Annotated in this window: 21 protein-coding genes; 16 read left to right on the plus strand and 5 right to left on the minus strand. The window is 59.7% G+C overall.

Going from position 1 to position 22861, the window contains the following annotated elements; genetic code table 11:
- The first annotated feature begins 101 nt into the window (after positions 1-101).
- From edd to ACQ4MY_RS07825, 11 genes are all read left to right on the plus strand, one after another.
- Complete coding sequence (gene edd, locus ACQ4MY_RS07775; RefSeq protein WP_008082799.1) at positions 102-1928, plus strand: phosphogluconate dehydratase; 1827 nt, start codon at positions 102-104, stop codon at positions 1926-1928.
- On the plus strand, positions 1925-2875 hold the full coding sequence (locus ACQ4MY_RS07780) for a glucokinase (RefSeq protein ID WP_440094640.1): 951 nt from the start codon (positions 1925-1927) through the stop codon (positions 2873-2875). Before edd ends, ACQ4MY_RS07780 begins: the two co-directional genes overlap by 4 nt.
- Positions 2876-3041: 166 nt before the next feature.
- A complete protein-coding gene (locus ACQ4MY_RS07785) occupies positions 3042-3773 on the plus strand; it encodes a response regulator (protein WP_025112821.1) in 732 nt (243 codons plus the stop codon).
- Positions 3763-5232 (plus strand): ATP-binding protein, encoded by a 1470-nt coding sequence (locus tag ACQ4MY_RS07790; protein WP_008082803.1) that lies wholly within the window; start codon positions 3763-3765, stop codon positions 5230-5232. The genes ACQ4MY_RS07785 and ACQ4MY_RS07790 overlap by 11 nt, the downstream gene beginning before the upstream one ends.
- Before the next feature lie 188 nt (positions 5233-5420).
- On the plus strand, positions 5421-6680 hold the full coding sequence (locus ACQ4MY_RS07795) for a D-mannose isomerase (RefSeq protein ID WP_440094642.1): 1260 nt from the start codon (positions 5421-5423) through the stop codon (positions 6678-6680).
- A 118-nt stretch (positions 6681-6798) separates the two neighbouring features.
- The gene (locus tag ACQ4MY_RS07800) at positions 6799-8100 is read left to right on the plus strand and encodes an ABC transporter substrate-binding protein (protein ID WP_158832197.1); all 1302 of its coding nucleotides are present in this window, start codon (positions 6799-6801) and stop codon (positions 8098-8100) included.
- A 213-nt stretch (positions 8101-8313) separates the two neighbouring features.
- Positions 8314-9222, plus strand: a complete 909-nt coding sequence (locus ACQ4MY_RS07805) for a carbohydrate ABC transporter permease (protein WP_008082808.1) — start codon at positions 8314-8316, stop codon at positions 9220-9222.
- Complete coding sequence (locus tag ACQ4MY_RS07810; RefSeq protein ID WP_077574252.1) at positions 9215-10060, plus strand: carbohydrate ABC transporter permease; 846 nt, start codon at positions 9215-9217, stop codon at positions 10058-10060. The genes ACQ4MY_RS07805 and ACQ4MY_RS07810 overlap by 8 nt, the downstream gene beginning before the upstream one ends.
- Before the next feature lie 2 nt (positions 10061-10062).
- On the plus strand, positions 10063-11223 hold the full coding sequence (locus tag ACQ4MY_RS07815; RefSeq protein ID WP_422607883.1) for an ABC transporter ATP-binding protein: 1161 nt from the start codon (positions 10063-10065) through the stop codon (positions 11221-11223).
- 242 nt (positions 11224-11465) lie between these two features.
- A complete protein-coding gene (locus ACQ4MY_RS07820; RefSeq protein WP_440094645.1) occupies positions 11466-12815 on the plus strand; it encodes a carbohydrate porin in 1350 nt (449 codons plus the stop codon).
- Positions 12816-13128: 313 nt separating this feature from the next.
- Positions 13129-13983, plus strand: a complete 855-nt coding sequence (locus ACQ4MY_RS07825) for a D-hexose-6-phosphate mutarotase (RefSeq protein ID WP_440094647.1) — start codon at positions 13129-13131, stop codon at positions 13981-13983.
- A 143-nt stretch (positions 13984-14126) separates the two neighbouring features.
- On the opposite strand, the gene ACQ4MY_RS07830 is transcribed toward ACQ4MY_RS07825, so the two are convergent.
- Complete coding sequence (locus tag ACQ4MY_RS07830; protein WP_171057240.1) at positions 14127-14987, minus strand: MurR/RpiR family transcriptional regulator; 861 nt, start codon at positions 14985-14987, stop codon at positions 14127-14129.
- Positions 14988-15213: 226 nt separating this feature from the next.
- Between ACQ4MY_RS07830 and zwf the strand changes: the two genes are divergently transcribed.
- The 4 genes from zwf to ACQ4MY_RS07850 all read left to right on the plus strand — a co-directional run bounded on the left by zwf (position 15214) and on the right by ACQ4MY_RS07850 (position 19097).
- Positions 15214-16680: a glucose-6-phosphate dehydrogenase gene (gene zwf, locus ACQ4MY_RS07835; RefSeq protein WP_077574250.1), complete on the plus strand. Its 1467-nt coding sequence runs from the start codon at positions 15214-15216 to the stop codon at positions 16678-16680.
- Positions 16667-17380 (plus strand): 6-phosphogluconolactonase, encoded by a 714-nt coding sequence (pgl, locus tag ACQ4MY_RS07840; RefSeq protein WP_440094649.1) that lies wholly within the window; start codon positions 16667-16669, stop codon positions 17378-17380. Before zwf ends, pgl begins: the two co-directional genes overlap by 14 nt.
- A gap of 17 nt (positions 17381-17397) precedes the next feature.
- Positions 17398-18063, plus strand: coding sequence for a bifunctional 4-hydroxy-2-oxoglutarate aldolase/2-dehydro-3-deoxy-phosphogluconate aldolase (locus ACQ4MY_RS07845; RefSeq protein ID WP_008082815.1), 666 nt, complete (start codon positions 17398-17400; stop codon positions 18061-18063).
- Between the two features lie 308 nt (positions 18064-18371).
- Positions 18372-19097, plus strand: coding sequence for an intradiol ring-cleavage dioxygenase (locus ACQ4MY_RS07850; RefSeq protein ID WP_008082816.1), 726 nt, complete (start codon positions 18372-18374; stop codon positions 19095-19097).
- A gap of 4 nt (positions 19098-19101) precedes the next feature.
- Here ACQ4MY_RS07850 and ACQ4MY_RS07855 read toward each other — a convergent pair whose 3' ends face one another.
- Entirely contained in the window at positions 19102-20283 is a 1182-nt protein-coding gene (locus ACQ4MY_RS07855) for an aminotransferase class V-fold PLP-dependent enzyme (protein WP_440094651.1), read from the minus strand.
- A gap of 28 nt (positions 20284-20311) precedes the next feature.
- Positions 20312-20548 carry a DUF3820 family protein gene (locus ACQ4MY_RS07860; RefSeq protein ID WP_003227425.1) on the minus strand — a complete coding sequence of 79 codons (237 nt, stop codon included), beginning with the start codon at positions 20546-20548 and terminating at the stop codon, positions 20312-20314.
- A gap of 205 nt (positions 20549-20753) precedes the next feature.
- On the opposite strand from ACQ4MY_RS07860, the gene ACQ4MY_RS07865 reads away from it, so the two are divergent.
- Positions 20754-21221 (plus strand): ferritin-like domain-containing protein, encoded by a 468-nt coding sequence (locus tag ACQ4MY_RS07865; RefSeq protein WP_008082820.1) that lies wholly within the window; start codon positions 20754-20756, stop codon positions 21219-21221.
- Between the two features lie 140 nt (positions 21222-21361).
- Here the strand turns inward: ACQ4MY_RS07865 and ACQ4MY_RS07870 are convergent, their stop codons facing one another.
- Together ACQ4MY_RS07870 and ACQ4MY_RS07875 are read right to left on the minus strand one after the other, a co-directional pair.
- On the minus strand, positions 21362-21832 hold the full coding sequence (locus tag ACQ4MY_RS07870) for a MaoC family dehydratase (RefSeq protein WP_003227420.1): 471 nt from the start codon (positions 21830-21832) through the stop codon (positions 21362-21364).
- Between the two features lie 43 nt (positions 21833-21875).
- Positions 21876-22820: an alpha/beta hydrolase gene (locus ACQ4MY_RS07875; RefSeq protein ID WP_008082822.1), complete on the minus strand. Its 945-nt coding sequence runs from the start codon at positions 22818-22820 to the stop codon at positions 21876-21878.
- Positions 22821-22861 lie beyond the last annotated feature (41 nt).

Here is a 22861-nt window from a genome sequence, read left to right on the forward strand (position 1 = left end):
GGTCCGATTGGTCAAAAAAGCCGTCTGTCATTCCAACAACAACGGCGTTTGATCAGCATAGACAATCAGGTCGCCACATCCGTTAGCCTGGAGTTCTACACATGCATCCCCGCGTTCTTGAGGTCACCGAACGGCTTATCGCCCGCAGCCGCGCCACGCGTCAGGCTTACCTTGCACTGATTCGCGGCGCCGCCACTGACGGGCCGATGCGCGGCAAGCTGCAATGCGCCAACTTCGCCCACGGCGTGGCCGGTTGCGGCAGTGAAGACAAACACAGCTTGCGGATGATGAACTCGGCGAACATCGCCATTGTTTCGTCGTATAACGACATGCTCTCGGCGCACCAGCCGTATGAAGTGTTCCCGGAACAGATCAAAAACGCCCTGCGCGAAATCGGCTCGGTCGGCCAGTTCGCCGGCGGCACCCCGGCGATGTGCGACGGCGTGACCCAGGGCGAGCCGGGCATGGAACTGAGCCTGCCGAGCCGCGAAGTGATCGCCATGTCGACCGCGGTGGCGCTGTCGCACAACATGTTCGACGGCGCGCTGATGCTCGGCATCTGCGACAAAATCGTCCCGGGTTTGATGATGGGCTCGCTGCGTTTCGGCCACTTGCCGACGATTTTCGTACCGGGCGGGCCGATGGTCTCGGGGATTTCCAACAAGGAAAAAGCCGACGTGCGCCAGAAGTACGCCGAAGGCAAAGCGACCCGCGAAGAGCTGCTGGAATCGGAGATGAAGTCCTACCACAGCCCGGGCACCTGCACGTTCTACGGCACCGCCAACACCAACCAGTTGCTGATGGAAGTCATGGGCCTGCACTTGCCGGGCGCTTCTTTCGTCAACCCGAACACGCCGCTGCGTGATGCGCTGACCCGCGAAGCCGCGCACCAGGTCACGCGCCTGACCAAGCAGAACGGCAACTTCATGCCGATCGGCGAAATCGTCGACGAGAAGTCGCTGGTCAACTCCATTGTGGCGCTGCACGCCACCGGCGGCTCGACCAACCACACCCTGCACATGCCGGCCATCGCCATGGCCGCAGGCATTCAACTGACCTGGCAAGACATGGCCGACCTCTCCGAAGTCGTGCCGACCCTGAGCCACGTCTATCCGAACGGCAAAGCCGACATCAACCACTTCCAGGCAGCGGGCGGCATGTCGTTCCTGATCCGCGAACTGCTTGGCGCCGGTCTGTTGCACGAAGACGTCAACACCGTGCTCGGCCACGGCTTGAGCAAGTACACCAAAGAACCGTTCCTTGATAACGGCGAGCTGGTCTGGCGCGAAGGCCCGGTCGACAGCCTCGACGAAAACATCCTGCGTCCGGTCGCTCGTGCGTTCTCGCAGGAAGGCGGTTTGCGCGTTATGGAAGGCAACCTCGGCCGCGGTGTGATGAAGGTTTCCGCCGTCGCGCTGGAAAACCAGATCGTTGAAGCACCGGCGATGGTGTTCCAGGATCAACAGGATCTGGCCGACGCGTTCAAGGCTGGTCTGCTGGAGAAAGATTTTGTTGCCGTGATGCGCTTCCAGGGCCCGCGCTCCAACGGCATGCCCGAGCTGCACAAGATGACGCCGTTCCTCGGCGTGCTGCAGGATCGCGGCTTCAAAGTCGCGCTGGTAACTGACGGGCGCATGTCCGGCGCCTCGGGGAAAATCCCGGCGGCGATTCACGTCAGCCCCGAAGCTTATGTCGGCGGCGCTTTGGCGCGCGTGCAAGAGGGCGATATCATCCGCGTCGATGGCGTCAAAGGCACCTTGGAACTCAAGGTCGATGCCGACGAATTTGCAGCGCGCGAACCTGCCAAAGGCCTGTTGGGCAACAACATCGGCAGCGGACGCGAACTGTTTGGCTTCATGCGCATGGCCTTCAGCTCGGCGGAGCAGGGCGCCAGCGCCTTTACTTCTGCCCTGGAGACGCTTAATTGAAACTGGCTTTGGTCGGTGACATCGGAGGCACCAACGCGCGATTTGCGTTGTGGAAAAACCAGCAACTGGAATCGGTTCAGGTCTTGGCCACGGCCGACCACGCCAGCCCGGAAGAGGCGATCAGCCTCTACCTGAGCGGGCTCGGTCTGGCGCCGGGTTCGATCGGTTCGGTGTGCCTGTCGGTGGCCGGCCCGGTCAGTGGTGATGAATTCAAATTCACCAACAATCACTGGCGGCTGAGCCGTAAGGCGTTTTGCCAAACCTTGCAGGTCGAGCAGTTATTGCTGGTCAACGACTTCTCGGCGATGGCGCTGGGCATGACCCGTTTGCAGCCGGGCGAATTCCGCGTGGTTTGCGAAGGTACGCCGGAGCCGTTGCGCCCTGCGGTGGTGATCGGCCCGGGCACTGGTCTTGGCGTCGGTACTTTGCTTGATTTGGGTGAAGGTCGTTTTGCGGCGTTGCCGGGCGAGGGCGGTCACGTCGATCTGCCGCTGAGCAGCCCGCGTGAAACGCAATTGTGGCAGCACATTCACAATGAGATTGGCCATGTCAGCGCGGAAACCGCGTTGAGCGGAGGTGGATTGCCACGGGTTTACCGGGCGATCTGCGCGGTGGACGGACATGAACCGACACTCGATACGCCGGAAGCGATTACCGCAGCCGGGCTGGCGGGTGATCCGATTGCGCTGGAAGTGTTGGAGCAGTTCTGCTGCTGGCTCGGCCGTGTGGCCGGCAATAACGTGCTGACCACGGGTGGGCGTGGCGGGGTGTATATCGTTGGCGGGGTGATTCCACGCTTTGCCGATTTCTTCCTCGAAAGCGGTTTTGCCCGTAGCTTCGCTGACAAAGGGTGCATGAGCGATTACTTCAAAGGCATTCCGGTGTGGCTGGTGACAGCGCCGTATTCTGGCCTCGTTGGCGCGGGTGTGGCCCTCGAACAGGCTTGATACCGAGTCACCTTCATCGCTGGCAAGCCAGCTCCCACAGGTTTTGTGAACGACACAGATCCTTGTGGGAGCTGGCTTGCCAGCGATGAGGCCAGAACAGACAACAAATCTCCAAGGTTCATCAGGCATAATCCGCCCCAATTCCAACAACAAGGATGCCTTCGAAGTGAGCTCAGTCAACAAGTCGATATTGTTGGTCGATGACGACCAGGAAATACGCGAGTTGCTGGAAACCTACCTGACCCGCGCCGGGTTTCAGGTGCGGGCCACCGCCGATGGCGCCAGTTTCCGTCAGGCACTCAATGAAGCGCCGAGCGATCTGGTGATCCTCGATGTCATGCTCCCCGACGAAGACGGCTTCAGCTTGTGCCGCTGGGTGCGTCAGCATCCGCGTCAGGCGCAGGTGCCGATCATCATGCTCACCGCCAGTTCCGACGAAGCCGACCGCGTGATCGGTCTTGAACTCGGCGCTGACGATTACCTCGGCAAACCCTTCAGCCCCCGCGAACTGCAAGCGCGGATCAAGGCCCTGCTGCGCCGTGCGCAATTTGGCCAGGAACGCAGCGGCAGTGAGGTGCTGGCGTTCGATGAATGGCGGCTGGACATGGTCAGCCATCGTCTCTTTCACACCGACGGCGAGGAAGTGATTCTCTCCGGCGCCGATTTCGCCCTGCTGAAACTCTTCCTCGATCACCCGCAGGAAATCCTCGACCGCGACACCATCGGCAACGCCACCCGGGGCCGCGATCTGATGCCACTCGATCGCATCGTCGACATGGCCGTCAGCCGTTTGCGCCAGCGTCTGCGCGACACCGAAAAACCGCCACGACTGATCCGCACCGTACGTGGCAGCGGCTATCAACTGGCAGCCAATGTGGTTGCCGGCAATGGTCACTGAGTCGCTGCGTAAACTCGCCGCCAAGGTGCCGGTGCCACGCTCGCTGCTCGGGCGGATGTTGCTGCTGACCTTGCTGGCGGTGCTGTTTGCGCAGACGTTGTCCAGCGTGATCTGGGTCTCGCAACTGCGCGCCACCCAGCTTGAAGGCTTGGTCACTAGCGCCCGCAGCCTCGCCCATTCGATGACCGCCAGCGTCAGTTATTTCCGCTCGTTGCCGGTGGCTTACCGGCCATTGGTGCTCGATCAGTTGCGCAGCATGGGCGGCACCCGCTTCGTGGTGACGCTCAACGACAAACCGTTGGGCATGGACGTTTTACCGGTAACACCGCGTAAAGCCGCGGTGATGAAAGCGGTCGACGAAGTGCTGCGCCAGACCTTGGGCCATGACACCGATATTTCGGTGACCTTTGTCAGCCCCGAAGATCTGCGAATCTTCAATGCCGGGCTGAAACTCGATGAGTTGCCACGCTCTTGGGCGCATTACGCGCTGACCCTGGAACCGGTGAACCCGCCCGTGCTGGTCACGCAAATCCAGATGGCACCGGGCGAATGGCTGTACATCGCTTCTTTGCTCCCGGAGCCGTACACCAGCCTCGAAGAACAAGGCCTGCCGTCGCAACAGGTGTGGTTCATCGTCCTCACCAGCGGTTTTCTGCTGCTGTTCATCGGTGTGCTGGTGCACTGGCAGAGCCGGCCGCTCAAGCGCCTGGCACGGGCCGCGCGGGACATGTCGCTGGGCGCCGACGTCGAGCCGGTGGCTGAAGGCGGCGGCAGTGAAGTGGTCGAAGTGGGCCGCGCCTTCAACAGCATGCGCGAGCGCATCAGCCGTTACCTGACCGAGCGCAGCCAGTTGTTCAGCGCGATTTCCCATGACTTGCGCACGCCGATCACCCGTTTGCGTTTGCGCGTCGAATTGCTTGAAGACGAGCAACTGCAAGCCAAGTTCGGCCGCGATCTGGATGAGTTGGAGTTGCTGGTCAAAGGCGCGCTGCAATGCGTGAAAGACACCGACATCCACGAGAACATCGAGCCGGTGGACCTTAACCATGTGCTGGATTGTCTGGTCGAGCCGTATCTGGCGCCGAACGGCAATGGGCGCGTGACTCAGCATGGCCGCGCGCTGGCGGCGTATCCGGGCAAGCCTCTGGCGTTGAAGCGTTGCATCGGCAACCTGATCGACAATGCGTTGAAGTATGGGCAGAACGCGCATCTGCACATCGATGACGATGACAGCGCGTTTGTCTTGCATGTCGATGATGAAGGGCCGGGTGTGCCCGAGCAGCGGCTGGAGCAGGTGTTTGAGCCGCACTTCCGGTTGGCGGGGCAGCAGCAGGGGTATGGGCTGGGGTTGGGGATTGCGCGCAATATTGCTCACAGTCATGGCGGAGAGGTGACGTTGCAGAATTTGCGTGAGGGTGGGTTGCGGGTGACCCTGCAATTGCCGCGTTCGGCGGACTGAAGATCAACAGATCGCAGCCTTCGGCAGCTCCTACACTGATCCCTGTAGGAGCTGCCGAAGGCTGCGATCTTTTGACTCTGCTCTTGCCAATGTCACTGGCTAGTGACAAAACCCGCCCCCTTCGTTACAAGCCCATCCCGGCCCGTTGTTTAGACTCCGCGCAGTCATAACAACAAAAAAGGCCACCCATGGATCGCTTCCAACCCGGCTTCAGCAGTTGGCTGAACGCCCCTGCCCACCAGCAATGGCTCGCCGCTGAAGGCCTGCGCCTGCTGGATTTCGCCAAGGCAGCAAAACTGCCGCAAGGCTTCGGCAACCTCGACGAACGCGGCCGTCTGCCCGCGAACGCGCAAGCCGAAACCATGAACACCGCGCGCATGACCCACAGCTTCGCCATGGCCCACATTCAGGGCCTGCCGGGTTTCGCCGAACTGATCGATCACGGCATCGCCGCCCTGCGTGGGCCGTTACGTGATGCGTTGCACGGTGGCTGGTTTGCGGTCGCCGAACACCGCGACGACAACACCGGCAAGAACGCCTACCTGCACGCGTTCGTCGCGCTGGCCGCGAGTTCCGCGGTGGTCGCCAAACGTCCCGGCGCCCAAGCGTTACTCGATGATGCCATCGACATCATCGACACCTATTTCTGGAGCGAAGAAGAGGGCGCCATGCGCGAGTTCTTCAATCGCGACTGGAGCGAAGAAGAAGCCTATCGCGGCGCCAACAGCAACATGCACGCCACCGAAGCATTCCTCGCACTGGCCGATGTCACCGAAGACCCGCGCTGGCTGGTGCGTGCGCAACGCATCGTCGAGCGGGTGATTCACGGCCACGCTGCCGCCAACGGTTACATGGTCATCGAGCACTTCGACCGCGACTGGCAACCGTTGCGCGAGTACAACCACGACAATCCGGCTGACGGTTTCCGCCCCTACGGCACCACGCCGGGCCACGGTTTCGAATGGGCGCGGTTGCTGTTACACCTCGAAGCTGCACGGGTTCAGGCTGGCATGCTCACCCCCGGCTGGCTGGCGACCGACGCGCAGAAACTCTTTGAGAACAACTGCCGCAACGGCTGGAACGTCGATGGTTTGCCGGGCATCGTCTACACCCTCGACTGGGGCAACAAAGCCGTGGTCCGCCATCGTCTGCACTGGACGCACGCCGAGGCCAGCGCGGCTGCCAGTGCCTTGCTCAAACGCACCGGCGATGAGCAATACGAAAGCTGGTACCGGCTGTTCTGGGAATTCTGCGAAGTGAACTTCATCGATCGTTGCGACGGCAGCTGGCACCACGAACTCAATCCGCAAAACATCCCCAGCGCCGATATCTGGGCGGGCAAGCCCGATCTGTATCATGCCTGGCAAGCCGTGCTGATCCCTCGTCTACCCTTGTCACCGAGTATGGCGACTGCTTTAGCGCAGTTGTCTCAGGGTTCTCCTGTGTAACCATGTGGTGACATTCGCGCGTCCCTTCGTTACCTGCGAAGGGAAACGTCCTGTTTAAACTCTTGTGCAGCGCAAGCACCAGACTTGCATGCATAACAACAAGAAAGGTACATCTCAGATGAATGCGATTTCTCGCCTCGCTACTGTCATTTCTGTCGCCTCCCTGTTCCCGCTCGCAATTCTGCCTCTCAGTGTTTCCGCTGCCGAATCCAAAGGTTCGGTCGAAGTCGTGCACTGGTGGACGTCCGGTGGCGAAAAAGCCGCTGTTGATGTGCTCAAGGCGCAAGTCGAAAAAGACGGTTTTACCTGGAAAGACGGCGCTGTTGCCGGTGGTGGCGGTGCGACTGCCATGACCGTGCTGAAAAGCCGCGCAGTCGCCGGCAACCCGCCTGGTGTTGCTCAGATCAAGGGCCCGGACATCCAGGAATGGGCGTCGACCGGCCTGCTCGATACCGACGTGCTGAAAGACGTCGCCAAGTCGGAAAAATGGGACAGCCTGCTCGACAAGAAAGTCTCCGATACCGTGAAGTACGACGGTGATTACGTGGCCGTACCGGTGAACATTCACCGCGTGAACTGGCTATGGATCAACCCGGAAGTCTTCAAGAAAGCCGGTATCACCAAGAACCCGACCACCCTCGAAGAATTCTATGCCGCTGGCGACAAGCTCAAGGCTGCGGGCTTCATTCCGCTGGCGCACGGCGGTCAGCCTTGGCAGGACAGCACCGTGTTCGAAGCCGTGGTGCTCTCGGTCATGGGTGTTGATGGTTACAAGAAAGCCCTGGTTGATCTGGACAACGGCGCGCTGACCGGTCCTGAAATGGTCAAAGCGCTGACCGAGCTGAAGAAAGTCGCCACCTACATGGACGCCGACGGCAAAGGTCAGGACTGGAACCTGGAAGCGGCCAAAGTCATCAACGGCAAGGCCGGCATGCAGATCATGGGTGACTGGGCCAAGTCCGAATGGACCGCCGCGAAGAAAATCGCCGGCAAGGATTACCAGTGCGTAGCCTTCCCGGGCACCGACAAGGCCTTCACCTACAACATCGATTCGCTGGCCGTGTTCAAGCAGAAGGACGCAGGCACTGCGGCCGGTCAGCAGGACATCGCCAAAGTCGTGTTGGGTGAAAACTTCCAGAAAGTCTTCAGCATCAACAAAGGCTCGATCCCGGTTCGCAACGACATGTTGAACAACATGGAAGCGCTGGGCTTCGACTCCTGCGCACAGACTGCTGCCAAGGACTTCCTGGCTGACGCCAAATCCGGCGGCCTGCAACCAAGCATGGCGCACAACATGGCGACCACGCTGGCGGTGCAAGGCGCGTTCTTTGATGTCGTGACCAACTACATCAACGACCCGAAAGCCGACCCGGCCGACACCGCCAAGAAACTTGGCGCAGCGATCAAGTCCGCCAAGTAATGCTTGGCCCCTGTAGGAGTGAGCTTTTGTGGTGAGGGGATTTATCCCCGTTGGGTTGCGCAGCGACCCCAGAAAGTTGCAGCGGCGCAGTTTCAGAAACACCGCATGCAATGGTTTTGCGACTGCTTCGCAGCCGAACGGGGATAAATCCCCTCGCCACAGGGCTCACTCCTACAGGGAAATGCCCTTGTCATCTTTATTCTGGATTTCCCCATGAGTTCTGTTGCTGTGTTCAGCAAGGCCTCGCCGTTCGATGCATTGCAGCGTTGGCTACCGAAACTGGTGCTGGCGCCGAGCATGTTCATCGTGCTGGTGGGCTTCTATGGCTACATCCTGTGGACGTTCGTGCTGTCGTTCACCACCTCGACCTTCCTGCCCAACTACAAGTGGGCCGGTCTGGCGCAATACGCGCGGTTGTTCGACAACGATCGCTGGTGGGTCGCGAGCAAAAACCTCGCGGTGTTCGGCGGTATGTTTATCGGTATCACTCTGGTGATCGGCGTGTTGCTGGCGGTGTTTCTCGATCAGCGCATCCGTCGCGAAGGCTTTATCCGCACCATTTACCTGTACCCGATGGCGCTCTCGATGATCGTGACCGGTACCGCGTGGAAATGGCTGCTCAACCCGGGCATGGGCCTGGACAAATTGTTGCGTGACTGGGGCTGGGAAGGCTTCCGTCTCGACTGGCTGATCGACCCTGATCGCGTGGTGTATTGCCTGGTGATCGCCGCTGTCTGGCAAGCCTCGGGTTTCATCATGGCGATGTTCCTCGCCGGCCTGCGTGGCGTTGATCAATCGATCATCCGTGCCGCGCAGATCGATGGCGCGAGCATGCCGATGATCTACTGGAAAGTCGTGCTGCCAAGCCTGCGTCCGGTGTTTTTCAGCGCGGTGATGATTCTGGCGCACATTGCGATCAAGAGCTTCGACCTGGTCGCGGCGATGACCGCCGGTGGCCCGGGTTATTCCTCCGACCTGCCGGCGATGTTCATGTATTCCTTCACCTTCAGTCGCGGCCAGATGGGCATGGGCTCGGCCAGTGCGATTCTGATGCTCGGCGCGATCCTCGCGATCATCGTGCCTTACCTGTATTCCGAGCTGAGGACCAAGCGCAATGACTAGTCTCGCTGCCAAACCTGCTATCAGCCTGAGTCGCATCGCAATCTACGCGGTGCTGATCCTCGCTGTCCTGCTTTATCTGGTGCCGCTGGTGGTCATGTTGCTGACCAGCTTCAAGACCCCGGAAGACATCAGCACCGGCAACCTGTTGAGCTGGCCGACCGTGGTCAGCGGCATCGGCTGGGTCAAGGCCTGGGCCACGGTTGACGGTTACTTCTGGAACTCGATCAAGATCACCGTTCCCGCAGTCATCATCTCTACCGGCATCGGCGCATTGAACGGTTATGTGCTGTCGTTCTGGCGCTTCCGCGGTTCACAGTTGTTCTTCGGTCTGCTGTTGTTCGGCTGCTTCCTGCCGTTCCAGACCGTGCTGCTGCCGGCCTCGTTCACCCTCGGCAAAATGGGCCTGGCGAGCACCACCACCGGCCTGGTGTTTATCCACGTGGTCTACGGTCTGGCGTTCACCACGCTGTTCTTCCGGAACTACTACGTGAGCATTCCGGATGCGCTGGTGAAAGCCGCACGCCTGGATGGCGCGGGTTTCTTCACGATTTTCCGGCGGATCATTCTGCCGATGTCGACGCCGATCATCATGGTCTGCCTGATCTGGCAGTTCACCCAGATCTGGAACGACTTCCTGTTCGGTGTGGTGTTCTCCAGCGGTGATTCGCAACCGATCACGGTAGCGCTGAACAACCTGGTCAACACCAGCACCGGCGCCAAGGAATACAACGTTGATATGGCAGCGGCGATGATCGCCGGCCTGCCGACCCTGCTGGTCTATGTGGTCGCAGGCAAGTATTTCGTGCGCGGGCTGACGGCCGGCGCAGTCAAGGGGTAATCATGGCAACGCTCGAACTTCGCAACGTAAACAAGACCTACGGTGCCGGCCTGCCGGACACCCTGAAGAACATCGAACTGTCGATCAAGGAAGGCGAATTCCTGATCCTCGTCGGCCCGTCGGGCTGCGGCAAATCGACGTTGATGAACTGCATCGCCGGTCTCGAAACCATCACTGGCGGCGCGATCATGATCGGTGATCAAGATGTCAGTGGCATGAGCCCGAAGGATCGCGACATCGCCATGGTGTTCCAGTCCTACGCGCTGTACCCGACCATGAGCGTGCGCGAGAACATCGAATTCGGCCTGAAGATTCGCAAGATGCCGCAGGCGGCAATCGACGAAGAGGTCGCGCGTGTGGCCAAACTGCTGCAGATCGAACACTTGCTGAACCGCAAGCCGGGTCAGCTCTCCGGCGGTCAGCAACAGCGTGTGGCGATGGGCCGTGCGCTGGCGCGTCGACCGAAGATCTATCTGTTCGACGAACCGCTGTCCAACCTCGACGCCAAGCTGCGCGTCGAGATGCGCACCGAAATGAAACTGATGCACCAGCGCCTGAAAACCACCACGGTCTACGTGACCCACGACCAGATCGAAGCGATGACTCTGGGCGACAAGGTTGCGGTGATGAAGGACGGCATCATTCAGCAGTTCGGTACGCCGAAAGAGATCTACAACGATCCGGCCAACCTGTTCGTGGCGAGCTTCATCGGTTCACCGCCGATGAACTTCATCCCGCTACGCCTGCAACGCAAGGACGGTCGTCTGCTGGCGCTGCTCGACAGCGGCCAGGCCCGCTGCGAGCTGCCGATGAGCATGCAGGACGCCGGGCTGGAAGATCGTGAAGTGATCCTCGGCCTGCGCCCTGAGCAGATCGTTCTGGCGAACGGCGAGGGCAATGGCCTGCCGAGCATTCGTGCCGAAGTGCAGGTCACCGAGCCGACCGGACCGGACACGCTGGTGTTCGTCAATTTGAATGAAACCAAAGTCTGCTGCCGACTGGCGCCGGACGTGGCACCGCAAGTGGGCGAGAGCCTGACGCTGCAATTCGATCCGTCGAAAGTGTTGTTGTTCGATGCCAACACCGGCGAGCGCCTCGGCACAGCCGGCCAACCGCAGACCGATGCGCGGTCTGCGAACGTGGCGCAATTCAAAGGCCGCTGAATATTTGATGTACGAGAGGGCTTTTGTGGCGAGGGGATTTATCCCCGATGGTCTGCGCAGCAGACCCGGCTTTTGGGGCCGCTTCGCAGCCCATCGGGGCGGTGCGACGTTTCGCTGAATCCCCTCGCCACAGGGCTCACTCCTACAAAGGAGCACGCGGTGGATTGCCCGTAATCCATCGCAATTTATGTAAACCGCGTTAGATAAAAACAGTTAATAACAATAAAGACGAGGATGTAGGGATGAAAATGAAACACGTCAATGCCCGGTTGATCTGCCAAGTGTCAGCTGCGGCGGCATTGGTGCTGGCCGGTAACGCCATGGCGGCGGATGCCTTCAGCTCCGATTCGAAATGGATGACCGGTGACTGGGGTGGCGAGCGGACCAAGCTGATCGAGCAGGGTATCGACATCAAGGCCGACTACGTTGGGGAAGTCGGTGGCAACCTGAACGGTGGCTACAACGACGACAAGACCGCGCGTTACGCTGACCAGTTCGGTCTGGGCGTGGCACTCGATCTGCAAAAGCTGTGGGGCTGGGATAACACCCAGGCGAAGATCCAGCTGACCAATCGTAACGGCTACAACATCTCCAACGACCGCGTTGGCGATCCGCGTGCCGGCACCCTCAGCTCCTCGCAGGAAGTTTACGGTCGTGGCCACATGGTGCGTCTGACCCAATTGTGGATTCAGCACCAGTTCTTCGACAACAAACTCGACGTCAAGGCCGGTTACTTCGGTGAAGGCGAAGACTTCAACACCTTCCCGTGCGACTTCCAGAACCTGGCGTTCTGTGGCTCCCAAGTGGGTAACTGGGCCACCAACATCTGGTACAACTGGCCGGTTAGCCAGGCTGCCATCCGCGTGAAGTACAACATCAACGACGAGCTCTACGCGCAAATCGGTGCGTACAACCAGAACCCGTCGCAGCTGGAACACGGCAACGGCTTCAAACTCAGCGGCAGCGGCACCAAAGGTACCGTTCTTCCGGTTGAATTGGTCTGGTCGCCGAAGGTCAACAGCCTGCCGGGCGAATACCGCGTCGGTTACTACAAGAGCACGGCCGATGCCGACGACGTTCGCGAAGACGTCAACGGTTTCGACGCTGCTACCACTGGCGACGCCTACAAGTCTCACAGCAGCAAAAGTGGCTACTGGTTCGTCGCGCAACAGCAACTCACCAGCCACAACGGTGATGCGACTCGCGGTCTGAACATCGCGGCCAACGCCACGTTCCACGACAAAGACACCAACTTCATCGACAACTACCAGTCGGTGATGTTTGTCTACAAAGGCCCGTTCGACGCGCGTCCGAAGGATGACGTCGGTATCGGCGCGGCACGTATCCACGTCAACGATGACGTGAAGAAAAACGCCGAGCTGCTGAACGTGTCCAACGGTGTGTCGGATTACGACAATCCGGTGTTCTCGCCGATTCGTGAAACCGAATACAACTACGAAATCAACTACGGCTTCCACGTCACCAATTGGCTGACCGTACGTCCTAACCTGCAATACATCACTCACCCGGGCGGTGTGGATGATGTGGACAACGCTTTGGTCGCTGGCCTGAAAATTCAGTCTACGTTCTGACGCGTCTGCGATAAGCTCCTCTCTATGTGCGCATATTTGCGGACAGCCAAGGCTGTCCGCTTTTTTTTGTGACACAGGTCTGATGTGTTGCTTGATGATTTTTGTGGCTGGAGAGTTTTTTGTGGCGAGGGGATTTATCCCCGATGGGCTGCGAAGCGGCCCCAAACACTGCAATCGCGATATCACTGACAGACTGCATCTGCTGGTTTCATGACTGCTGCGCAGCCAATCGGGGATAAATCCCCTCGCCACAAAGTGCTGTGCAAGGCTTTTGGATTGATAAGTACCCCCATGATTTTCAGGACCGTGGCAAATGCATGAGCATCCGCTACAACGCTTTTTCAAATCCCTGCGTGAACAACCGGTGTTCGCCTGGGAGCGCTATCAGATGCGCGACGTGTTGGTGATCGATCACCCGCTGTGTCAGGCGGTGTTCAGTCGTCAGGGCGCGCAGTTGCTGCACTTTCAACCGCGCGGGCAAAAGCCATGGTTGTGGTGCGCGGCGAAGTGGCCGCATGTCGGGGCGATCCGTGGCGGTGTGCCGGTGTGTTGGCCGTGGTATGGCCGTCATCCGAGCGAAAACGCGTGGCCTTCACATGGCTGGGCGCGGTTGCTCGACTGGAAGTTGCTCGACAGCAGCAGCGCCGAAGATGGCGTGCGCCTGCACTGGCAATTAAAGCTGTGTGACTGGCAGGTTGACCTGCATGCGCACCTTGGCGAACGCATGGAATTGCGCCTGAGCACCGAGCATCAGGACGACATGCCGTGCCAGTTGAGCCAGGCTTTGCACGCTTACTGGCGTATTGGCGATGTCGGTGAGATAGCGCTGTCTGGACTCGAAGGGGCGCAGGGTTATGACCAGTTGAATCGCCAGTCTTGCCAGCAGGAAGGCGAGTTGCGGGTAGATGGCGGTTGTCAGCGGGTGTTCCAGCATGACGGTGAATTGCAGCTCAAGGATCACGCCTGGCAGCGCGAATTGTGCATCGATACCGGTGACAGTGCTGACACGGTGGTCTGGCACCCGGGCGCGCGGCCGTTGTTAGGCGTGACGTGGGATGAGATTTCGGAATTTGTCTGTGTGGAAGCGGCCGCGGGCGGGACAGACAGCCTGCACCTGGCGCCGGGGGAGAAGGCGCATTTGAGTTTGCAGGCGTGGGCCGCGGCTTAGTTTTGTGTCGTCTCAGCTGGCCCCATCGCTGGCAAGCCAGCTCCCACAGTTTTATGAGTGTCCGAAAAATTAATGTTCGGCACGAACCCTGTGGGAGCTGGCTTGCCAGCGATAGCGATAGATCAGTCAGCCAAGATTCCGGATCAGTTGAACTCGTCACCCACCGGATACCGGCTGGCATTCAAGCTCTCTTTGATCTTGCGCAAATGCGGCTGGAAATCCACCCCGCGACGCAACGTCATCCCCGTCGCCAAGACATCCAACACGGTCAACTGAATGATCCGCGAGGTCATCGGCATATAGATGTCGGTGTCTTCCGGCAGCGGAATGTTCAGGCTCAAGGTACTCGCCTTGGCCAGCGGCGAGTTCTCCGCCGTCAAACCCAACACCGAAGCGCCGTTCTCGCGAGCAATGCGCGCCACTTCCACCAGTTCACGGGTGCGGCCGGTGTAGGAAATGATCACGAACAGTTCGCCGGTGTGCGCCACCGAAGCAATCATCCGCTGCATCAACACATCGGCGTGCGCGGTGACCGCGAGGTTGAAACGGAAAAATTTGTGCTGCGCATCCAGCGCCACCGGTGCCGAAGCCCCGAGGCCGAAGAAGTGGATTTGCCGGGCCTGAATCAACAGGTCGACCGCGCGGCTGATCAGGTTCGGATCGAGCGCCTGGCAAGCGCTGTCCAGCGAGGCGATGGCGCTGCCGAAAATCTTTTGTGTGTACGCCTCGGGATTGTCATCGGCCTCGACCGCGCGACTGACATACGCCGCGCCGCTGGCCAGGCTCTGCGCCAGTTGCAGCTTGAGTTCGGGGTAGCCGCTGACGCCGAACGAACGGCAGAAACGGTTGACCGTCGGTTCGCTCACCGACGCCGCCTGGGCGAGGGCGGCGATGCTGAAGCGGGTGGCCTGCTGCGGGTTGAGCAGGATCACCTCGGCGACTTTGCGTTCGGCCTTGTTCAGGTCTTCAAGGCGACTCTGGATCTGTTCCAGTAAATTTCGCACGCGGTCCATATGGAATTCCTAATTCACCTGCGCAAAGGTGCGCCGGGCTATGCAAATTGGGCCTTTGATATGGCCCGTCACGGTGGCCTATCCTACTGATGCGTCCGAGCGACCACCACTCGGAATCTGTATTTTGCGAAAATGTTGTGGTTATTACTACATTTTCCCTTGAGTGATGCCTTGAAAAAAGGTATTTGTAGCTTAACTTGATAAAAGAACAAACATCATGCCTTCGATTACGGTTGAACCGTGCACCTTTGCCTTGTTCGGCGCGCTTGGCGATCTGGCCCTGCGCAAGCTGTTTCCCGCCCTTTACCACCTCGATGGCGCCGACCTGTTGCACGAGGACACGCGCATCATCGCGTTGGCCCGTGAAGAAGGTTCCCAACAGCAGCACATGGCGTTCATCGCCGCCGAACTGCGCCGCTATGTAGGCAAAGAGTTGGACGAGGCCGTTGCCGAGCGTTTCCTGGCACGCCTGACCTACCTGCACGTCGACTTCCTCAAATCCGAAGATTACGTGGCGCTGGCTGAACTGGCCGGTAGCACGCAACGCATGATTGCCTACTTCGCCACACCGGCAGCGGTGTACGGCGCGATTTGCGAGAACCTGGCGAAAGTCGGTCTGGCAGAGAACACCCGCGTCGTGCTGGAAAAACCGATCGGCTCCGACCTTGAATCCTCGCGCAAGGTTAACGACGCCGTGGCGCAGTTCTTCCCGGAGAACCGCACCTACCGCATCGACCACTATCTGGGCAAAGAAACCGTTCAGAACCTGATAGCCCTGCGTTTCGCCAACAGCCTGTTCGAAACCCAGTGGAACCAGAATTACATCTCCCACGTGGAAATCACCGTGGCCGAGAAGGTTGGCATCGAAGGCCGTTGGGGCTACTTCGACAAGGCCGGCCAACTGCGCGACATGATCCAGAATCACCTGTTGCAGCTGCTCTGCCTGATCGCCATGGACCCACCGGCCGACCTGTCCGCCGACAGCATCCGTGACGAGAAAGTAAAAGTGCTCAAGGCGCTGGCACCGATCAGCCCGGAAGGCCTGACCACGCAAGTGGTGCGCGGCCAGTACATCGCCGGCCACAGCGAAGGAAAATCCGTACCGGGTTACCTCGAAGAACCGAATTCCAACACCCAGAGCGACACTGAAACTTTCGTCGCTCTGCGGGCCGACATCCGCAACTGGCGCTGGGCTGGCGTGCCGTTTTACCTGCGTACCGGCAAGCGCATGCCGCAAAAGTTGTCGCAGATCGTCATCCACTTCAAGGAACCGTCGCACTACATTTTTGCGCCGGAACAACGCTTGCAGATCAGCAACAAACTGATCATCCGCCTGCAACCGGACGAAGGCATTTCCTTGCGCGTGATGACCAAAGAGCAGGGTCTGGACAAAGGCATGCAACTGCGCAGCGGGCCGCTGCAACTGAATTTCTCCGACACCTGGCGTAGCGCGCGGATCCCCGATGCCTACGAGCGGTTGTTGCTGGAAGTGATGAACGGCAATCAGAACCTGTTTGTCCGTAAAGATGAAATCGAAGCCGCGTGGAAGTGGTGTGACCAGCTGATCGCCGGGTGGAAAAAATCCGGTGACGCGCCCAAGCCGTATGCGGCCGGGTCGTGGGGGCCGATGAGCTCCATTGCATTGATCACGCGGGACGGGAGGTCGTGGTATGGCGATATCTAATGTGCAACTGCCGGCGGGCGTAAATGCCCACGAATTCAACAGTCCGGTGTTGTTGGCCGAAGGTCTGGCGCTGAACGTCGCCAAGCAATTGAGCGAGGCCATTGCGGCGCGCGGCAACGCGGTGCTGGTGGTGTCCGGCGGTCGGAGCCCGGTGGCGTTTTTCCAGCACCTGGCCAAGCAGGATCTGGACTGGTCGAAGGTCATCGTGACCCTCGCCGACGAGCGTTGGGTGCCGGTTGAACACGCCGACAGCAATGCCGGTTTGCTCAAGCAGTACTTGCTCAAAGGTCCGGCGGCCAAGGCGCAGTTCCTCAGCCTTTATAGCGCGGCGGCCAACGTCGAACAGGCGGCCGAACAGGCTGATCGCTTGCTCGCCGAGTTGCCGCCGATTGACGTGCTGGTGCTGGGCATGGGCGATGACGGCCACACGGCGTCGCTGTTCCCCGACAGCCCGAACCTGACCGAAGCCTTGCAGGCCGATGGCACCCGTCGTTGCTGGCCGATGCTGGCGCCGAGCGTGCCGCGTCAGCGTCTGACCATGAGCCGTGCGCTGCTGGCGTCGGCGAAGCACAAGATTCTGTCGATTTCCGGTCAGTCGAAGCTGACCACCCTGAATGCCGCGCTGGCATCCGACGACGTCGCCGCCATGCCGGTGCGCGCGTTTCTGCAACCTACGTTAGAGATTTACTGGTGCCCATGAGCCAAGGAACAGCCGCTATGACAACCCCATCCCCGACCGTTTCCATGGCGGACAAAGTTGCCCTGATCGACAGCCTCTGCGCCAAGGCGCGGATCCTGCCGGTGATCACCATCGCTCGCGAACAGGACGTGCTGCCGTTGGCCGACGCCTTGGCCGCCGGTGGTCTGACCGCGCTGGAAGTGACCCTGCGTTCGCAGTTCGGCCTCAAGGCCATCCAGATCCTGCGCGACCAGCGTCCGGAACTGATGACTGGTGCCGGCACCGTGCTCGATCGCAACATGCTCGCGGCGGCAGAAGCGGCCGGTTCGCAATTCATCGTCACCCCAGGCATTACCCGAGACCTGCTGGAAGCCAGCGTCGACAGCCCGATTCCGCTGTTGCCGGGCATCAGCAACGCCTCCGGCATCATGGAAGGCTACGGTCTGGGTTATCGCCGCTTCAAGCTGTTCCCGGCTGAGGTCAGCGGTGGCGTCGCGGCAATCAAGGCCCTCGGCGGCCCGTTCGGCGAAGTGAAATTCTGCCCGACTGGCGGCGTCGGCCCAGCCAATATCAAGAGCTACATGGCGCTGAAAAACGTCATGTGCGTGGGCGGTAGCTGGATGCTTGATCCAGAGTGGATCAAGAACGGCGACTGGGCGCGGATTCAGGAATGCACCGCCGAAGCGTTGGCGCTGCTGGACTGATTGATACCAAACACTTCGTTGTGTGTTCTACGGCTTTACGGTGCGCTCGGTCGGCGCACCGTTTTTTTTGCCCACAGAAAAGCCAACATCAAAAGATCGCAGCCTGCGGCAGCTCCTACATGGCAACGAGGCTGCGGGATGCGATGTAGGAGCTGTCGAGTGCAACGAGGCTGCGATCTTTTGATCTTGCTTTCAAATGGCGACGCCAAAAGATCGCAGTCCGGAGTTACGACGCGATACATAGTTACCGCACACAGGCGTTTGCATGGCGCTAATCTGCGTTCATCTTATGGAAGAGAGAACGTGTCATGGATCGAGACTCTGCAACAGCCTCACTGAACCCCGTTTATCAACTGGCCCCCGAGCAGATCGCCGGGCCGTATTTCCGTAACCCGCAACTGTTGCGTCGCAACATCAGCGAAGGCGCTGACGGCTTGCCGCTGCTGCTGCGCCTGACCATCGTCGATGCAATGACCGGTGAGCCCGTCAGTGGGGCGCTGGTCGACATTTGGCATTGCAATGCGCGCGGGGCGTATTCGGGCTGGAGCCGGATCAACCCGGACCTGGAAGTCGACTCCGACGACATCGGCTCGATCCCGCGCACCGACGATGACACGTATCTGCGCGGCAGCCAGTTTTGCGATCACAAGGGCAGGGTGCGTTTCACCACGATCTATCCGGGCTTCTACGCCGGTCGTGCGCTGCACATTCATGTCGCGGTGCGCATCGTCAGTGGCAACGAGTTTCTCGAAGAACGTAACGTGGCCTGGGTCGGGCAGCTGTATTTTCCTGAAGTTGTCTCGCGCTCGGTGCTCAACGCCAAGGCCTATCGTGGCCGGGCAACGACGGCGCTGAACAATGCGCAGGACAGCATTTATGCCGACATGGGCGGCGAGGCCTCGACCTTGACGGTCTGGCCGATCGGCCGCGATTCCCACGAGGACGGTTTCTTCGGCCACCTCACGATCGGCATCGACACGTTTGCCGCGTCTTCGCAGATCAAACCCGAGGACTTCGACAAATATACCGTCTAGCCAATCAGCGCAGTTCGTTCAGCGCGCGGGTCAGCAGTTGCATGTCACCAGCGGTGGTCGTCAGCCCAGGGGTGATGCGGATGCACGGCCCGCACGCAGCACCGTTGCGCACCACGGTAAATAGATTGAAATCATTGAGCAGGCGCTCGGCCATGGCCTGCTGATCGTCATGGCGGCTGAAACGCAGCGCGGTGATCCCGCAATACAAGCGTGGATCGTCCGGCGTCATCACTTCGATGCCCGGCAAGTGCCGCACGGCGCTGACCCACAGGTTGCGCAGGTAGTTGAGTCGCGCGCCTTTGGCCGCAGCGCCACCGAGTGAACGATGTTCTTCGAACACCAGCGGCAGAGTCATCAGCGCCGGAATGTTCGGTGTGCTGTAAGAGGTGCGGGCGCGGATGTCATTGATCGGGTAATGCATCTCGCCCATGTCGGGGTCGATGTCGGCCAGGCGTTGTGGCGCGATATAGAGGAAACCGAGGGTCAGTGGTGCGCCGATCCACTTGTGCAGGTTGTAGCCGGCGAAGGCGATACCCAATGCCTCGAAATCGAACTCGATCTGCCCCAGGGCGTGGGCGCCATCGAGGATGACGTCGACCCCGTACTCCTTGGCCAGCGCGGCGATGGCTTGCACTGGCATCACCAGCCCGGTGCGGTGGGTAACGTGGGTCAGGGCCATCAGCTTGAGTTTCGGATGGCCGATAAATACCTCGCGGTACGCCTCCAGCAAACTGTCGAAACTCGCCGGATGGGTGTGGGCAATCTCGATCACCTCGACGCCGCGATGCTTGGCCAGCCAGCGCATGGCGCCCTTGACCGTGTCGTACTCCAGGTCGCAGATCAGCACCTCATCACCCGGCTGCAGGCGGTTGTAGTTGCGGATCAGCGACTGCAAACCTTCGGTGGCATTGCGCGTGAACGCTACGCTTTGCGCGCGCACACCAATCAGCTCGGCCAGTTGTGCGCGGATATCGAGGTTGTCGTGCTGCTCAAAACGCTGGCGCACGTACACCGAGTTGCTGGTGTTGATCAGCTCGATGTTGCGCTGATACTCCTCGATCACCGTGCGCGACATACGCCCGAAGTAACCGTTCTCCAGGTTCACGGGACCGGGTTGCACATCGTATCGGTCGGCAAACGTCTGCCAGAAGGCTTCGTCACGGGCGCGGCGGGTGTTGTCAGGCATGGCGGCTGGCTCTATAGAGGAGGGCGCTTCAGTGGCGCGGGGCAGGTTTGCCATGTTTGGCGCGTAGCGGTTCGAGCAAGTCAGACAAGCCGTTGTGGTCGATCTCCTGCATCAAAGCGAGCAGGCCACCGAGTTCGCCATGGGGAAAACCTTCGCGGGCGAACCAGTTCAGGTAAGGCCCCGGCAGGTCGGCAATGATCCGGCCCTTGTATTTGCCGAAGGGCATTTCGCGGGTGATCAGCAGTTCGAGTTTTTCGGGATTCATCAATGAGATCGTCTGGCTTCAAATCAGCTTGGAAAATACAGGCATTCTGCATGCAGGCCAAATGACAGATCATGCAAATAACCGCAATACAGATAGTTCAATTGTATTTAAGTTGCTGATTTATAAGGGTTTGTTGGTTTTGAAAAAGCTGGCACGCACACTGCAATATCCCTTGCATCTTCCACCGATCGCAAGGAATTGAAAAATGACCGACGTTAATAAAGAAGCCATCTCTGTACTCAATGACCTGATTGAAACCAGCAAGGACGGTCAGGAAGGGTTCAAGACTTGCGCCGAAGACATCAAGCATCCAGAACTGAAAACCTTGTTCGTGACCCGCTCTGCCGATTGCGCCACCGCTGCAGCTGAACTGCAGGCCGAGGTTCGCAAGCTGGGCGGTGATCCGGAAACTTCCACCAGCGTCAGCGGTGACCTGCACCGTCGCTGGGTCGACGTCAAAGCCATGTTCACCGGCAAAGACGAAGAGGCTGTACTGAACGAAGCCGAGCGCGGTGAAGACCACGCCCTGAAGGCTTATCGTGAAGCCATCGAGAAAATCAACAAGCACAACCTGGTGGGCATTCGTGATCTGGTTGAGCGCCAATACCACGGCGTACAGCGCAACCACGACCAGGTGAAAGCCCTGCGTAACCAGGCTCGCGCACGCTCGTAAGCGTACGCCAGTAACAAAAAACGCCAGCTAGTCTGGCGTTTTTTTATGGGTGTTTTGAAAGCACAAGATCGCAGCCTGCGGCAGCTCCTACAGTGAACGCATTCCCCTGTAGGAGCTGCCGAAGGCTGCGATCTTTTCAATCAGCCAATGCTGATGGCCGGCAAAGTAGGCAGCGTTACAGTCTGTTGCTTGCGCGGCGCCAGAATCTCCGCCTCACCGTCCACCACCAACTCATCACGCTGGTTGAACACGCGAGTGGCAATGCGCACACGAAACTTCGGCAGCTTCTCGAGAATTTCCAGTCGCACGGTCAGCGTGTCGCCGATTTTCACCGGCTTCTGAAAGCTCATCTGCTGACCGATATAAATAGTGCCCGGCCCAGGCAGCTCGCACGCCACCGCGGCACTGATCAGCGCGCCGCTGAACATGCCGTGCGCGATTCGCTCCTTGAACATGCTGGCCGCTGCAAACTCGGCATCCAGGTGCACCGGGTTGTGGTCGCCCGACATCGCGGCGAACAGCTGAATGTCACGCTCTTCGACGGTCTTGCTGTAGCTGGCGGTCTGGCCGACTTCAAGGGCTTCGTAAGGGATGTTGGTAACCTGGGTCATCGGTCTTGATTCCTCTGATGGATCAAATCAATCCACAAAAAATTTATTCGCTGCGGTGAGGGCGCGGATGGCTCAGGACCTGATCAATCCAGGCCAGCACATCGGCGATCACTTCGTCGCGGTTGGTTTCGTTGAACAATTCGTGCCGCGCCTGCGGGTAGATCTGCAGTTGCAGGTTCTGGCTGCCGGCTGTGCGCAATGCGTTGGCCAGATCTGTCAGACGCTTGCCGTCACTCACCGGATCACATTCGCCGCCGATCACCAGCAATGGCAGGCCGGGGTCGATCTGGGCGAGATTGGACGCTTTGCTGATTTGCTGCAAGCCGCCGAGCAAGTCGATCCACAGCTGATTGGTGCAACGGAAGCCGCACAGCGGGTCGGCGGCGTATCGATCGACTTCGGCCGGGTCGCGGCTCAGCCAGTCGAACCGTGTGCGCACCGGCTTGAACTTGTTGTTGAACGAGCCGAACGACAACCACTCGATCAGCGCACTGCGACCCTTGCCGCCCTGCCGCAGTTTTTCCAGGCGGGCGATCTGCCGCGCCGCGCCATACAGCGCCACCGGCTGGAAATTCGAACCGCTGAGAATTGCCCCATGCAGGCTGGCGCTGTGGTGCAGCAGATAACCCTGGGCGAGATAGCTGCCCATGCTGTGGCCGAGCAGGATGATCGGCACGCCGGGATGCTGTTGGCCGATGTGCTGATTGAGGCTGGCGAGGTCACCGAGGACTTTGCACCAGCCGTCTTCATCGGCGAAATGCCCGAGCGTCCCATGATCGGCAGTTTTGCCATGTCCACGCAGATCCGCGGCGTACACCCCATATCCTTTGTCGCAAAACGTGTCGGCCAAACGCGCGTACCGAGCGCTGTGTTCCGCCATGCCATGGGCCAGCAGAACCACCGCCTTGAGCGGCGCGCGAGGCAGCCAGCGATTGACGTACAGGCGGCTGCGGTCACTCGCGTCCAGCCATAGGGTGTCGTGGGTCATGGCGATTCCTTTGCTCTGAGTCGGCACATTGTATAGCGCGT

Origin of the sequence: Pseudomonas sp. SM4 (assembly GCF_051913165.1) — a bacterium.
In the GTDB taxonomy this organism is placed as follows: Bacteria; Pseudomonadota; Gammaproteobacteria; order Pseudomonadales; family Pseudomonadaceae; genus Aquipseudomonas.

What these genes read in the sequence shown, in the direction of transcription:
- ACQ4MY_RS07870 (WP_003227420.1), bottom strand. Translation starts at nt 21,832, where the DNA reads ATGACCCAGGTTACCAACATCCCTTACGAAGCCCTTGAAGTCGGCCAG.
- ACQ4MY_RS07805 (WP_008082808.1), top strand. Translation starts at nt 8,314, where the DNA reads ATGAGTTCTGTTGCTGTGTTCAGCAAGGCCTCGCCGTTCGATGCATTG.
- zwf (WP_077574250.1), top strand. Translation starts at nt 15,214, where the DNA reads ATGCCTTCGATTACGGTTGAACCGTGCACCTTTGCCTTGTTCGGCGCG.
- ACQ4MY_RS07820 (WP_440094645.1), top strand. Translation starts at nt 11,466, where the DNA reads ATGAAAATGAAACACGTCAATGCCCGGTTGATCTGCCAAGTGTCAGCT.
- ACQ4MY_RS07825 (WP_440094647.1), top strand. Translation starts at nt 13,129, where the DNA reads ATGCATGAGCATCCGCTACAACGCTTTTTCAAATCCCTGCGTGAACAA.
- ACQ4MY_RS07855 (WP_440094651.1), bottom strand. Translation starts at nt 20,283, where the DNA reads ATGCCTGACAACACCCGCCGCGCCCGTGACGAAGCCTTCTGGCAGACG.
- ACQ4MY_RS07875 (WP_008082822.1), bottom strand. Translation starts at nt 22,820, where the DNA reads ATGACCCACGACACCCTATGGCTGGACGCGAGTGACCGCAGCCGCCTG.
- ACQ4MY_RS07790 (WP_008082803.1), top strand. Translation starts at nt 3,763, where the DNA reads ATGGTCACTGAGTCGCTGCGTAAACTCGCCGCCAAGGTGCCGGTGCCA.
- ACQ4MY_RS07810 (WP_077574252.1), top strand. Translation starts at nt 9,215, where the DNA reads ATGACTAGTCTCGCTGCCAAACCTGCTATCAGCCTGAGTCGCATCGCA.
- pgl (WP_440094649.1), top strand. Translation starts at nt 16,667, where the DNA reads ATGGCGATATCTAATGTGCAACTGCCGGCGGGCGTAAATGCCCACGAA.
- ACQ4MY_RS07845 (WP_008082815.1), top strand. Translation starts at nt 17,398, where the DNA reads ATGACAACCCCATCCCCGACCGTTTCCATGGCGGACAAAGTTGCCCTG.
- ACQ4MY_RS07800 (WP_158832197.1), top strand. Translation starts at nt 6,799, where the DNA reads ATGAATGCGATTTCTCGCCTCGCTACTGTCATTTCTGTCGCCTCCCTG.
- ACQ4MY_RS07860 (WP_003227425.1), bottom strand. Translation starts at nt 20,548, where the DNA reads ATGAATCCCGAAAAACTCGAACTGCTGATCACCCGCGAAATGCCCTTC.
- ACQ4MY_RS07795 (WP_440094642.1), top strand. Translation starts at nt 5,421, where the DNA reads ATGGATCGCTTCCAACCCGGCTTCAGCAGTTGGCTGAACGCCCCTGCC.
- ACQ4MY_RS07815 (WP_422607883.1), top strand. Translation starts at nt 10,063, where the DNA reads ATGGCAACGCTCGAACTTCGCAACGTAAACAAGACCTACGGTGCCGGC.
- ACQ4MY_RS07850 (WP_008082816.1), top strand. Translation starts at nt 18,372, where the DNA reads ATGGATCGAGACTCTGCAACAGCCTCACTGAACCCCGTTTATCAACTG.
- ACQ4MY_RS07865 (WP_008082820.1), top strand. Translation starts at nt 20,754, where the DNA reads ATGACCGACGTTAATAAAGAAGCCATCTCTGTACTCAATGACCTGATT.
- edd (WP_008082799.1), top strand. Translation starts at nt 102, where the DNA reads ATGCATCCCCGCGTTCTTGAGGTCACCGAACGGCTTATCGCCCGCAGC.